The organism is Aliiruegeria lutimaris (assembly GCF_900099935.1).
Taxonomy (GTDB): Bacteria; Pseudomonadota; Alphaproteobacteria; order Rhodobacterales; family Rhodobacteraceae; genus Tropicimonas; species Tropicimonas lutimaris.
The window spans coordinates 11,915-24,109 of the sequence record NZ_FNEK01000033.1 but is presented as its reverse complement, the minus strand read 5'-3'; the positions used below and the strand labels follow the sequence as shown (position 1 = coordinate 24,109).

Below are 12,195 nucleotides of genomic sequence, written 5' to 3'. Positions count from 1 at the left end.
AGCCTTCGGCAGGCTGCAACGAAATTCCCGAATTCGGACATAGCGGCCATACGGGCGCGCGCGCCTTCGGCGCGATACGGTCCTTCGGACTGTGCCTCCGGCGGGGATATTTCAAGAAAGATGATGGCCCTTCTGGTGCATCTATCATCTTTCCGGAAATATCCCGGGGGTTTGGGGGCAGAGCCCCCAAGCGCTATCCTTCCAGCGCCCCGTGATACCAGCGCACCAGCGTCGCCCGATCCGACGCTTCCATGTAATTTGCAACGCCCGGCGGCATGGCATGGGTCACGCCGGCCTGCAGGTAGATCTGCTGCGCATGGCGCGCCACGTCACTCTGGGTGACGAGCTTCACGCCCTTGGGCGGCACACCGAGCCCCTCCCAGGCAGGTTCCGGCGCGTGGCACATTGAGCAGTTGTTTACCACCACCTCGAAGGCATCCTCGAAACCGTCCGCCTCGGCATAGCGCAACTGGGCGGGGCTCAGCGCCTCTTCCTCCCAGCCCTCGTCCTCGCCAAAGAGCGGCACCATGGACAGCGCCACGATGGCCGCGAACAGCAGCGCGGTCGCCCCCCATGTCCAGAGCGGCCCCTTCTTGGGGTGATCGCTCGCGTGCTTGGTGTTGAAGTAATGCCGGATCGTGACGCCCATCAGGAAGACAAGGCTCGCGATCAGCCAGTTCCACTTGCTGGCAAAGGCCAGCGGGTAATGGTTCGACAGCATCAGGAACAGAACCGGCAGCGTGAGGTAGTTGTTATGCGTCGAGCGTTGTTTCGCGATCTTGCCGTATTTCTCATCCGGCACCCGCCCCGCCTTCAGATCCGCCACCACGATCCGCTGGTTGGGGATGATGATGAAGAACACGTTGGCCGACATGATCGTCGCCGTGAACGCACCCAGATGCAGCAGCGCAGCGCGGCCAGAGAAGATCTGGCAATAGCCCCAGGCCATGACCACGAGAATCCCGTAGAGCAGCAGCATCAGCTTGGTGTTGTCCTCGCCGAATTTCGACTTGCAGATCCGGTCATAGGCGAGCCAGCCGAGGGTGAGCGAGCCGGCCGAGATCACGATGGCCAGCCAGCTCGGCATATCCAGCACCCCCGGATCGACGAGATAAAGGTCAGCGCCCAGGTAATAGACAAGCACCAGCATCAGCGCACCCGAGAGCCAGGTCGTGTAGCTCTCCCACATATGCCAGGTCAGGTGATCGGGCAGCCGCTCCGGCGCGACCATGTATTTCTGGATGTGATAGAAGCCGCCGCCATGGACCTGCCACTCCTCGCCACTGGCCAGCGGCGGCATACCCGGCGCCTTTCGCAGGCCGAGATCCAGCGCGATGAAGAAAAAGGACGAGCCGATCCAGGCGATCGCGGCAATGACATGCAGCCATCTCGCCGCAAATTCCGCCCAGGCCCAGAGAATTGTCGTGTCCATCGCTTGCACTCCCGTTCGTCTGTCCCGAGCGTCACGCAATCGCGGCCCAAGATCAAATCGAAAGCAACCGGCAACGGCAGGCTTGCCGCGCGCTACATGCTTCGATTAGGAAATGGGCAACATCCCGGAACTGCCTGCGATTACGGCAGCAGATCGCCGGGACGGAACCCTCTGGCACGTTTCGCCGATACATCCCGAAAAAAATGCCGAAAGTAGCCGCATGCCTACGATTGAATCGATGAACCCCGACATTCCTCTCTTTGCCCGTACGGGTATCAACCTTGCCTCCGCCGGTCTCGGCGCGAAGCCGGTCTCGTCCTCGGACGAATTTTTCGCGCCGGTGGAGCGGATGCTGGCAGATTCGGAGCCGATCTTCATTCCCGACAAGTTCGACGATCACGGCAAGTGGATGGACGGCTGGGAGACCCGCCGCCGCCGCGGGGGGGGCCATGACCACGCGATCATCAAGCTCGCGGCGCCCGGCCGCCTGCTCGGGTTCGACGTGGACACGCGCCACTTCACCGGCAACTACGCTCCCGCCTGCCGGATCGAAGCCGCTTCCACAAAGGAGATCACCGAGGACACCCTCTGGGCCGAGATCCTGCCCCACCAGCCGCTCGGGCCCAGCGCGCAACACTATTTCCGCTGCGCGAGCTTCGAGAGCTGGACCCACCTTCGGCTGCACATCTACCCCGATGGCGGCGTCGCGCGCCTGCGCGCCTTCGGCGTGCCCGAGCTGGACGCGACCGGCGACGGACAGGAGATCGACCTTGCCGCGGCCCTCAATGGCGGCCGCATCCTTGCCATGTCGGACGCCCACTATGGCGACTACATGCGCCTTCTGGCGCCCGGGCGCGGCCTCAACATGGGCGATGGCTGGGAAACCCGGCGGCGGCGCGAGCCGGGCTACGACTGGATCGTCATCGCGCTCGGCGCGCGCGGGCTCATCGACGGACTGCGCGTGGACACGGCCCACTTCAAGGGCAATTTCCCTGACCGCTGCTCGCTTCAGGCCGCCGACCTTCAAAGCTTCGGCGATGGGCTGACCCAGGCTCTGGTGACCGATTCCATGTTCTGGAAAACCGTCCTGCCCGAGGTCAAACTCGGCCCGGACGCGATCCATGATTTCCGCGAGGAACTGCAGGATCTCGGCCCCGTGACCCATGTCCGCTTCAACATCTTCCCCGATGGCGGCGTCAGCCGGTTGCGGGTGCTCGGTCGCCCGGCCGGCCCCGCGCTCTAGCGGGACACGAGCAGGTAGCCGCGCGAACGGTTGTCATTGTCGGAATCGGGCGTGTTCATCGCGTCGAACAGCGTGGCCGCCTCGACCCAGACCGGCGGGTACTTGTAGCGTGATACGTCAAGGATAAGGAACCGGTCCGTCTCGGCGTCATAGGCGCCGAGCGGCGAGATGTGCCCGCCGCGTTCCTGCCCGATACCCGCCCGCAGGTAGTTCACGAGGACGAAGCTCACGTCATCCTCGATACTGGCGGTGGCGGCGCTGCGGAAGGCGTCGAGCGAGCTGTCCTCGGCGTGGTGGACCTTGGCCTGAACCGAATGCGCGCCGAACATCCCCGCCAACTCGTCCAGCGTCAGCCCGGAGCGCTCGAGCACGGCGCGCGGCTTCACGGCCTCGGTCTCCGGCGTGAAGACATTCTCCTGATCGAACAGGCCGAGCCCCAGCGTCATGTCCGATTTCGGCCGTTCCACCTCCAGCGCATTCAGAACCATGGCAATCGTGGCCGGCCCGCAAAAGGCCGGGTGCACCTGGTTGGTGAAATGGATGCCGAGATCGAAATAATCGGCATTGGCCTCGGAGGACAACAGCATCCGGCCGCCCTCGGCGCTGTTGAGCGCGATCAGGCTCTGCGGCAGGGGAAGCGTTTCGGCCGAAGCCACGATGGCACTGCCCAGAAGGAGCAGGCCGGAAAGGAAAGGTCTCATGGGAATCCTCGCGCGGGAAAGGGAAGTTTCAACGTCTTCGCAGCAATTTCCCCAAGGTAACTTCTGTCGGGGATTCGAGCAACGCCCCAAGTCCGAAACGAAAACGGGCGCCCGCAGGCGCCCGTTCGTTCATTCGTTCCGAACCGTCGCTCAGCGGCGCGTGGGCGCCTTGCGCTGGCGTTTCTTGCCGCGCAGGTTCGATTTCTCGATCAGGCCCTCGTACTGGTGGGCCAGCATGTGCGACTGGACCTGCTGGATCGTGTCCATCGTCACCGAGACGACGATGAGGACCGAGGTGCCGCCGAAATAGAACGGGATCGAGAGCTGGCTGCGCAGGATCTCCGGCAACAGCGCCACCAGAGCGAGGTAGGCCGAACCGAGCACCAGCACGCGCATCACGACATATTCGAGATACTCCGCCGTCTTCTTTCCCGGGCGGATACCCGGCACAAAGCCGTTCTGGTTCTTCAGGTTGTCGGCGACATCATCCACCTTGAACGACACGTTGAGCGTGTAGAAATAGGTGAAGAAGACGATCATCGAAGCGAAGAACAGCAGGTAGAGCGGCTGTCCAGGACCGAAATAGGCCAGCAGCGTTGACATGACCGCACCGGTATTGCCGCCCGAGAAGGTCGAGATCGTCGTCGGCAACAGCAGCAGCGAGGAGGCGAAGATCGCCGGGATAACACCCGCGGGGTTCACCTTGACGGGCAGGTGCGAGGAGCCGCCGTCATAGACCTTCATGCCGACTTGCCGGCGTGGGTACTGGATGTGGATCTTGCGCAGCGCGCGCTCCATGAAGACCACGAAGGCCACAAGCGCGACCATCATCAGGATGATCCCGATGATCACCACCGGCGAAATCGCGCCGGAGCGGCCGGAAGCAAGGAAACGTGCCAGGGCCGCGGGGATCTCGGCGACGATGCCAACGAAGATGATCAGCGAAATGCCGTTGCCGATGCCACGGGCGGTGATCTGCTCGCCCAGCCACATCAGGAACATCGTGCCGCCGACCAGCGTGATCAGCACGGCCGCGCGGAAGAACCAGCCCGGATCATGGGCAAGCCCACCCGCCTCGAGGCTGACCGCAAGGCCATAGGCCTGGAAGGTGGCCAGGAACACGGTGCCGTAGCGCGTGTACTGGTTGATCTTCTTGCGGCCCTGTTCGCCCTCTTTCTTCAACTGCTCCAGCGCTGGCACCATGGAGGCCAGCAGCTGGATGATGATCGAGGCCGAGATATAGGGCATGATGCCGAGGGCGAAGATGCCCATCCGGCCAAGCGCGCCGCCGGTGAACATGGTCAGGATGCCGCCCAAACCGGACGCGGCCTGATCCATGAAGTCGCGGAGCGCCCCACCGTCAATGCCGGGCACCGGGATATAGGTGCCGAGGCGATAGACGATCAGGAGCCCGATGGTGAAGAAGATGCGCTGGCGGAGCTCGGTCGCTTTACCAAGCGCACCCCAGCTCATGTTCGCCGCCATTTGCTCTGCTGCAGATGCCATTCGCGGTCTCTCTTGTGCATGCGCCGCCGAACCGTTTCCCGGTCGGCGGCGCTGGAAAACTGAAGGTTAAGTAAGGGGCATCGTCGTCCCCCACAACCTCTTATTCGGCCGCTGCCGCCTTCGTGACAGTCAGCGAGCCGCCAGCCTTCTCGACGGCTTCGACGGCCGACTTGGAGGCGCCGGAGACCTGAAGCTCGACCTTGGCCGAGAAATCGCCCTTGGCCAGAACCCGGACACCGTCCAGTTGACGGCGCACGAGGCCGGAAGCGACGAGCACTTCTTCGGTGACCGGCGCGGAGGTGTCGATCTTGCCGGCGTCGATGAATTTCTGAAGGATGCCGAGGTTCACGACGGCCCAGGCCTTGCGGTTCGGCTTGTTGAAGCCACGCTTGGGCAGACGCATGTAGAGCGGCATCTGGCCGCCTTCGTAGCCGTTCAGAGCCACACCCGAGCGGGATTTCTGACCCTTGATACCACGACCGGCGGTCTTGCCCTTGCCGGAACCGGCACCACGGGCGATGCGCTTCTTGGTCGGGGTCGAGCCCGCGGCGGGGCTGAGTTCGTGCAGTTTCATGTCGCTTCTCCTTGCCGGATGCGGCCCCCAGCGACGGGAGCGGCCGAACACGGCATTTCTTGTTGATTGAGTCGGATCTATAGGGACCACCGGGCGCGTTTACACGCCCGGCGTCCCTGTTTCAAGTGCATTGCCTGCTACTCGTCCGGCTTTTGCCAGCATTGCGGGTAGCCATAGCCCCAACGCCACGGCAGGCCGGTGCAGGGCCCGCCGCCGAGGCGGACCGCCTGGTACATGCCCGCCGCAACGGCGCCATAGGCCGCGCGGACCTGTGGCTCGCTCAGGCCGTATTCGTCGCGAAGAATCGAATCCTGCGCGCTCTGGGTCTCCCGCACGCATTCGCGCAGCACCCGGTCGGCCTCCAGCCGCGCCTCGTAGCTGGCCTCCGCCGCCGGATCCGGCCCGCCCGTGTGATAGGCCCGGTCATGGGTCACGCAGCATTCCTCCCAGGGCGGGTGCCCGCCGAGCGCCTCGACAAAGGACGGGTAGCGCTCGGCGAAGAACGCCCAGAGGCTCGACATGCCGCCGCTACAGCCATCCGTGGTGAAATCGTTCAGCGTCACCTCGGGCGTGCTCCGCAGCGTTTCCAGCCACTGGTGGGAAGGCAGCTCCAGCGTTCGCGAGAGCTGTTCGCTCCAATCCTGCGCGGCAACGCCGCCGCCCGAGAAAACCAACAGCAGGGCCAGGATGTTACGGCGAGCCATCGCGGTACTCCTTGTCGCTGGTCACGAGCCCGAGCCGGCTTCCCAGCGCCAGCACGATCCGCTCCAGCGTCCGCAGTTCCGCGCGCTGCGCGATTACCTGCCGGGCCAGCGCCGGCTCGTCCGTGATCAGGCCGTCCACCCCGAGGCTCAGCATTTCCGACATCGCCAGCGGGTCATTCACCGTCCAGACATGGACCCGTTTTCCGGCCGCCTGCGTAGAGCGGACGAGGCTGTGCGAGACCAGCCCCATGTTCATGGCAAGGAAATCCGCCTCAAGCTCCCATGGCCGCCCAACCGTCGCGGAGGCCAGAAGGCCGACTGTCCAGTCCGGCCGCAGCGCCTTCATCTTCTGCACCGCCTCGTATTTCAGGCTCATCAACTGGACCCGATCCTCCATCCCCGCCGCTTCGACGACATCGGCAACACGTTGCTCCAGCATCTCGTCATGACCGTAATATTTCAGCTCGATCAGCACGCCGGACTCGGTGCCCCGGGTCAGTTCCAGAACGTCGGACAGCAGCGGCGTCCGCTCGCCGGCATAATCCGACGCGAACCAACTCCCGATATCGATCTCCGCCAGCTCCGCCGCCGTCGCATCCCATGCCTTCAGCGGGTTGCCGGCGAGCTTCATGAAATCGCTGTCATGAACGACGATCACCGCCCCCTCGGCACTCTCCTGCACGTCCAGCTCGATCCAATCCGCCTTGTCCTCGATCGCAAGGGCAAAGGCGGCCATGGTGTTCTCCGGCCGCGCGCCCGCAGCGCCGCGATGCGCGATCACCTCGACGGCGTCCTCGGTCTTGAAGGTGAACAGATTCGCCGCGCCAAGAGCCGCAAGCACCGCCGCGACAGCCGCGCCGCCGAGAAGGACGCTGCGCAGCAGGGTGCGGCTTTCCCGGCCGCTCGGGCGCACGCCCTCGGTGCCCGGCCAGCCGGCGCGCTCCATCAACAGGCAGGCCAGCGCGCCCGTGGTCGTCGCCGTGACCAGCAGGTTGACCAGCGACCAGGCCGCGAGAATGATCAGCAACGCCGCCGCCAGCGCCTTCAGGTCCGGCGCGACGGCATCGACCACCAGGTTGGCGGCGACGCTCGCGATGCCAAAGACGATGGACACCGCCAGCGCCGAGATCACGCCCCACGCCAGAACGGCGAGCAGAAGATCCAGCCGCCGCCCCTTCATCTCCGCACTGCTGAGCGCGAAGCTCTCGCCGGGCCGCACACTCTCGAACAGGACCAGCGGAAGGGCGAAAGCCCAGCTGAGCAGGGCGCGGAACAGCAGCACCAGCATCACGGCGAGAACGGCGCCGATGGCCCCGACCGCCTGCAGGAACTCGGGTGGACGTTCGGAGAGGTAATAGTTGATGTCGTACTCCGACAGGTATTTCCCGGCGATCAGCGCCGCGATCGCCACGAATGGCAGCACGATCCCGACAATCCGCAATATCAACCGGACGGCAAAGCCCAGAATGGCCCGGAAGCGCGGCAGGATATTGGCCACGCCCTCCTCGAAACGCCGCTCGCCGTTACGGCGGGCGTGCAGCGCGATTGCCATCATGAAGGCGACGTTGAGCACGTAGCTGGTCAGCACAAGCGCGCCGACCAGCAGCAAGGCCGCGAATCCGACCGGCGAAAACAGGAACATCGCGATGTCGAAATCCGACAACGCCGGTTTGCCGGACAGCGCAATCGCCCCGCGCAGGGCGACGGACGTCACCGGCGCGAGCAGCAACAGCACCAGGAGGCCGAACACAAGCCGCGACAGCAGGAACGGCCAGCGCAGACGCCAGGCGTCGTGAAAAGCATCTGAAACCGCGCGCATTGGCATGTTGATCATGACGTCCCTCCCCTCAGACCACGGGGAGAGGCTAGCCTTACGCACGAGTAACGTCGATCCTCTGCACGCGCGGATCTTGCGGAAAATGCCTTGATCTCAAGTTGGGTTGAGGAATTAGCCTCGTCCAACATTCCGAATCCACGAAAGGAAACCCCATGTTGAAACGGCTTTTTCGCCAAACGCCCCGCGCCCTCCCGCGGGACATCGAATCCGAGATCGCCTCGATCTGCCGCGCCAGCCAGATCGAACGTCTGTCGCTCTCGCCGCATTTGCGGCGCGATGTCGGCCTCGATTGCGGCTGCCAGGGCGAAAACCCGGCCCGTTAAACGAAAACGCCCCGGAGCCAGGCTCCGGGGCGCTTCAAATCAGTTTCGAAGGACGCTTACTCGCGCTCTTCGATGATCTCGACCAGATGCGGGATCTTGTTGACCATGCCGCGCACGGAAGGGGTGTCTTCCAGCTCGCGGGTCTTGTGCATCTTGTTTAGGCCCAGCCCGATCAGCGTCTGGCGCTGGACGGCGGGGCGACGGATCGGAGAGCCGATCTGCTTGACGACGATGGTTGCCATGTCTCGCTACTCCTTACGCTTCGACCGGGGCTTCGGCAGCTTCGGCCGGAGCGTCAGCGGCGGGCACCTCGTCCTTCTTCAGGATATCGGCCACCTTCTTGCCGCGACGCTGCGCGACCATGCGGGGGCTGGATTCCTTCTTCAGGCCGTCGATGGTGGCGCGGATCATGTTGTAGGGGTTCTGCGAGCCGATCGACTTGGCGACGACGTCATGAATACCCAGCATCTCGAACACGGCACGCGTCGGACCACCGGCGATGATACCGGTACCTTGCGGGGCGGTGCGCATCACGACGCGACCGGCACCGTGACGACCTTCGATGTCGTGGTGCAGGGTGCGGCCTTCGCGCAGCGGAACGCGGATCATCTGGCGCTTGGCTTGCTCGGTGGCCTTGCGGATGGCCTCGGGGACCTCCTTGGCCTTGCCCTTGCCGAAGCCGACGCGGCCCTTCTGGTCGCCAACGACCACGAGCGCAGCGAAGCCGAAACGCTTACCACCCTTGACGGTCTTGGAGACGCGGTTGATCGCAACCAAGCGATCTGCAAATTCCGGTGTTTCCTCGCGTTCGCGACGGTTACCCCGGCGTTGATTGGGTTCTCTTGCCATTCGGCATTCCTTTTTCTCATGGGCCGCTTGCGGCCATGGTTTTCTCAATCCAAGTGAGCCCCGCTATTGCGAGGCCCCCGGATCATCGGGAGGGCCCGAAAGCCCTCCGCAGGGATCAGAACTTCAGACCACCTTCACGCGCGGCTTCGGCCAGAGCCTTCACCTTGCCGTGGAAGAGGAAGCCACCGCGATCGAAGTAGCACTCTTCGATACCGGCTGCCTTGGCACGCTCTGCAATCGCGGCGCCCACCTTGCCGGCGGCCTCCACGTTGTTCTTGCCGACGACACCGAGATCCTTCTCCAGGGAGGAGGCCGCGGCCAGGGTCTTGCCCTGAACGTCGTCGATCAGCTGAGCGCTGATGTTCTTGCCGGAGCGGAACACCGAAAGGCGCAGCTTGCCGACATTGCTCTTGCGAAGTTTGTTCCGGACGCGCAGGCGGCGCTTCAGGAACAGGGTCCGTTTGCTGTTTGCCATCTATTTCGTCCTTACTTCTTCTTGCCTTCCTTGCGGAAGATAAATTCGCCAGCATAGCGAATGCCCTTGCCCTTGTAGGGCTCCGGCTTCCGCCACTCGCGAATGTTCGCGGCAACCTGACCCACGAGCTGCGGGTCGATGCCTTCCACGACGATCTGGGTCTGCTTCGGGCAGGTCACGGTCACACCGGCCGGCACTTCGAACTCGACGTCATGCGACAGGCCGAGGTTCAGCTTGAGAGCGTTCCCGGCCATCTGGGCACGATAACCAACACCCTGGATCTCAAGCTCGCGCTTGAAGCCATCGGTCACGCCGGTCACCATGTTGCCAACCATCGTGCGAGACATGCCCCACTGCTGGCGGGCACGCTTGGAAGACCCACGCGGCTCGACGGAGATGGTGCTGTCGTCGATGGTGATGGTCACATCGTCGGTTGCGGTGAAGCTCAGGGTGCCTTTCGGACCCTTCACCTCGATGGTCTGGCCGGAGAGGGACGCGGAAACGCCCGACGGCAGCTCGACCGGTTTCTTACCAATACGAGACATGGTCAGACCTCCTTAGAAGACGGTGCAGAGAACTTCGCCACCAACATTGTTGGAGCGAGCCGCTGCATCCGACATCACGCCCTTGGACGTGGAGACGATGGAGACGCCCAGGCCCTGACGGACCGAGGGGATGTCATTCACGCTCATGTACACGCGGCGACCCGGCTTGGAAACGCGCTTGAGTTCGCGAATGACCGGGGTGCCCTCGTAATACTTGAGCGAGATTTCGATTTCGGGGTGCTGAGTGTCCTCAACCTTCTCGTAGCCACGGATGTAGCCCTCGTCGGCCAGCACATCCAGAACCCAGGCGCGAAGCTTGGAAGCGGGGGTGCGAACCGTGGACTTGCCGCGCATCTGAGCGTTGCGGATACGGGTCAGCATATCACCAAGAGGATCGTTCATTTATATCTCCTCCCTTACCAGCTGGACTTGACCATGCCGGGGATCTTGCCTTCGGAGGCAAGGTCCCGCAGCGCGATCCGGCTCATCTTCAGCTTACGGTAGTAAGCCTTCGGACGCCCCGAGACCTGGCAACGGTTGTGCAGGCGGGTGGCCGAGGAATTGCGCGGCAGCTTGGCCAGCTTCAGCCGGGCCTTGAAGCGCTCTTCCATCGGAAGATCTTCGTCATTCGCGATTTCTTTCAGCGCAACACGCTTGGCGGCATACTTTGCCACCAGCGCCTCGCGCTTCTTCTCGCGCTCGATCATGCTTTTCTTAGCCATAGGTCAGTCCCTCAGCTGTTGAACGGCATGTTGAAATGCTTCAACAGCGCCTTGGCTTCCGCATCCGTCGGAGCGGAAGTGCAGATAACGATGTCCAGACCCCAGTTCTCATCGACCTTGTCGAAGTCGATTTCGGGGAAGACGATGTGTTCCTTGAGGCCCATGGCATAGTTGCCACGACCATCGAACGACTTGCCGGAGACGCCGCGGAAGTCGCGGACGCGCGGCAGCGCGATGGTGATCAGGCGATCGAGGAATTCGTACATCCGGTCACCGCGGAGGGTCACCTTGGCGCCGAGCGGCATACCTTCGCGCACGCGGAAGGTCGCGATCGACTTCTTGGCCATGGTCACGACGGCCTGCTGACCGGCAATCGCGGTCAGATCATCGGCAGCGGTCTTGGCTTTCTTGGAGTCCTTCACGGATTCCGTGCCAGCGCCGATGTTCAGAACGATCTTCTCCAGCTTCGGGATCATCATCTCGTTCTTGTACGAGAATTCTTCCTTCAGCGCGGCGCGGATCGTGTCCTTGTAGACAGCCTTGAGGCGCGGGGTGTAATCGGCAGCGTCAAGCATCAGATCGCGTCTCCCGTGGTCTTGGCGAAGCGGACTTTCTTGCCGTCTTCCTCGCGGAAGCCAACGCGGGTCGCCTTGCCGTTGGCATCGACGATAGCCAGGTTCGACAGGTCGACAGGCATCGCAGTCGCGATACGGCCGCCCTTCGAATTCTGGGTCTGCTTGGTGTGGCGAACGGAGATGTTGATGCCGCCGACGATGGCCTTGCCGGCCTTCGGATCGACTTTCTCAATTTCACCGGTCTTGCCCTTGTCCTTGCCAGCAAGAACAACGACGGTGTCACCTTTGCGGAGTTTGGCAGCCATTACAGCACCTCCGGGGCAAGCGAGATGATCTTCATGAAGTTCTTCGCACGCAGCTCGCGCACGACCGGGCCGAAGATACGGGTGCCGATCGGCTCGCCGTTATTACCGAGAATAACAGCAGCGTTGCGGTCGAAACGAATGGCGGTGCCATCCTCACGACGAACTTCCTTGGCGGTCCGGACGACGACTGCTTTACGCACGTCACCCTTCTTCACACGGCCGCGCGGGATAGCTTCCTTGACCGACACCACGATGATGTCGCCCACGGATGCGTATTTCCGCTTCGAGCCGCCGAGGACCTTGATGCACTGAACCCGGCGAGCACCGGAGTTGTCAGCGACATCCAGATTGGTCTGCATCTGGATCATTAGGTTTCTCCCGACCTTTGGGGGATGTTCTTGCTC

The 12,195-nt window shown here is 63.2% G+C and carries 17 protein-coding genes; 2 read left to right on the top strand and 15 right to left on the bottom strand.

Annotated features, from left to right (window positions below):
* Positions 1–193 precede the first annotated feature (193 nt).
* The gene (locus BLR85_RS15770) at positions 194–1,432 is read right to left on the bottom strand and encodes a urate hydroxylase PuuD (protein ID WP_093157993.1); all 1,239 of its coding nucleotides are present in this window, start codon (positions 1,430–1,432) and stop codon (positions 194–196) included.
* A 220-nt stretch (positions 1,433–1,652) separates the two neighbouring features.
* On the opposite strand from BLR85_RS15770, the gene alc reads away from it, so the two are divergent.
* Positions 1,653–2,675, top strand: coding sequence for an allantoicase (alc, locus tag BLR85_RS15765; RefSeq protein WP_093158074.1), 1,023 nt, complete (start codon positions 1,653–1,655; stop codon positions 2,673–2,675).
* Here the strand turns inward: alc and BLR85_RS15760 are convergent.
* The 5 genes from BLR85_RS15760 to BLR85_RS15740 form a co-directional block, all read right to left on the bottom strand.
* Positions 2,672–3,376: a phytochelatin synthase family protein gene (locus BLR85_RS15760; RefSeq protein ID WP_093157990.1), complete on the bottom strand. Its 705-nt coding sequence runs from the start codon at positions 3,374–3,376 to the stop codon at positions 2,672–2,674. The two genes, alc and BLR85_RS15760, sit on opposite strands and share 4 nt — an antisense overlap.
* A gap of 150 nt (positions 3,377–3,526) precedes the next feature.
* Positions 3,527–4,882: a preprotein translocase subunit SecY gene (gene secY, locus BLR85_RS15755; RefSeq protein WP_093157987.1), complete on the bottom strand. Its 1,356-nt coding sequence runs from the start codon at positions 4,880–4,882 to the stop codon at positions 3,527–3,529.
* Positions 4,883–4,982: 100 nt separating this feature from the next.
* Entirely contained in the window at positions 4,983–5,456 is a 474-nt protein-coding gene (gene rplO, locus BLR85_RS15750; protein WP_093157985.1) for a 50S ribosomal protein L15, read from the bottom strand.
* A gap of 137 nt (positions 5,457–5,593) precedes the next feature.
* On the bottom strand, positions 5,594–6,160 hold the full coding sequence (locus BLR85_RS15745; protein WP_093157982.1) for a hypothetical protein: 567 nt from the start codon (positions 6,158–6,160) through the stop codon (positions 5,594–5,596).
* Complete coding sequence (locus BLR85_RS15740; RefSeq protein ID WP_093157979.1) at positions 6,147–7,994, bottom strand: glycerophosphodiester phosphodiesterase family protein; 1,848 nt, start codon at positions 7,992–7,994, stop codon at positions 6,147–6,149. The genes BLR85_RS15745 and BLR85_RS15740 overlap by 14 nt, the downstream gene beginning before the upstream one ends.
* Positions 7,995–8,149: 155 nt before the next feature.
* Here BLR85_RS15740 and BLR85_RS29180 point away from each other — a divergent pair, with 155 nt between their 5' ends.
* Entirely contained in the window at positions 8,150–8,320 is a 171-nt protein-coding gene (locus BLR85_RS29180) for a hypothetical protein (RefSeq protein ID WP_170844594.1), read from the top strand.
* A gap of 56 nt (positions 8,321–8,376) precedes the next feature.
* Here BLR85_RS29180 and rpmD read toward each other — a convergent pair whose 3' ends face one another.
* The 9 genes from rpmD to rplN all read right to left on the bottom strand — a co-directional run bounded on the left by rpmD (position 8,377) and on the right by rplN (position 12,159).
* Positions 8,377–8,562, bottom strand: coding sequence for a 50S ribosomal protein L30 (rpmD, locus tag BLR85_RS15735; RefSeq protein WP_068315515.1), 186 nt, complete (start codon positions 8,560–8,562; stop codon positions 8,377–8,379).
* Between the two features lie 13 nt (positions 8,563–8,575).
* Positions 8,576–9,169 (bottom strand): 30S ribosomal protein S5, encoded by a 594-nt coding sequence (gene rpsE, locus BLR85_RS15730; protein ID WP_093157976.1) that lies wholly within the window; start codon positions 9,167–9,169, stop codon positions 8,576–8,578.
* Positions 9,170–9,284: 115 nt separating this feature from the next.
* Complete coding sequence (gene rplR, locus BLR85_RS15725; RefSeq protein WP_093157973.1) at positions 9,285–9,644, bottom strand: 50S ribosomal protein L18; 360 nt, start codon at positions 9,642–9,644, stop codon at positions 9,285–9,287.
* Between the two features lie 11 nt (positions 9,645–9,655).
* Positions 9,656–10,189, bottom strand: a complete 534-nt coding sequence (gene rplF, locus BLR85_RS15720; protein WP_093157970.1) for a 50S ribosomal protein L6 — start codon at positions 10,187–10,189, stop codon at positions 9,656–9,658.
* Between the two features lie 12 nt (positions 10,190–10,201).
* On the bottom strand, positions 10,202–10,591 hold the full coding sequence (gene rpsH / locus BLR85_RS15715; protein WP_093157967.1) for a 30S ribosomal protein S8: 390 nt from the start codon (positions 10,589–10,591) through the stop codon (positions 10,202–10,204).
* A gap of 14 nt (positions 10,592–10,605) precedes the next feature.
* The gene (gene rpsN, locus BLR85_RS15710; RefSeq protein ID WP_093157964.1) at positions 10,606–10,911 is read right to left on the bottom strand and encodes a 30S ribosomal protein S14; all 306 of its coding nucleotides are present in this window, start codon (positions 10,909–10,911) and stop codon (positions 10,606–10,608) included.
* Positions 10,912–10,922: 11 nt separating this feature from the next.
* Complete coding sequence (rplE, locus tag BLR85_RS15705; protein WP_093157961.1) at positions 10,923–11,486, bottom strand: 50S ribosomal protein L5; 564 nt, start codon at positions 11,484–11,486, stop codon at positions 10,923–10,925.
* A complete protein-coding gene (gene rplX / locus BLR85_RS15700; protein ID WP_093157958.1) occupies positions 11,486–11,791 on the bottom strand; it encodes a 50S ribosomal protein L24 in 306 nt (101 codons plus the stop codon). The genes rplE and rplX overlap by 1 nt, the downstream gene beginning before the upstream one ends.
* Entirely contained in the window at positions 11,791–12,159 is a 369-nt protein-coding gene (rplN, locus tag BLR85_RS15695; protein WP_068315491.1) for a 50S ribosomal protein L14, read from the bottom strand. The genes rplX and rplN overlap by 1 nt, the downstream gene beginning before the upstream one ends.
* Positions 12,160–12,195 lie beyond the last annotated feature (36 nt).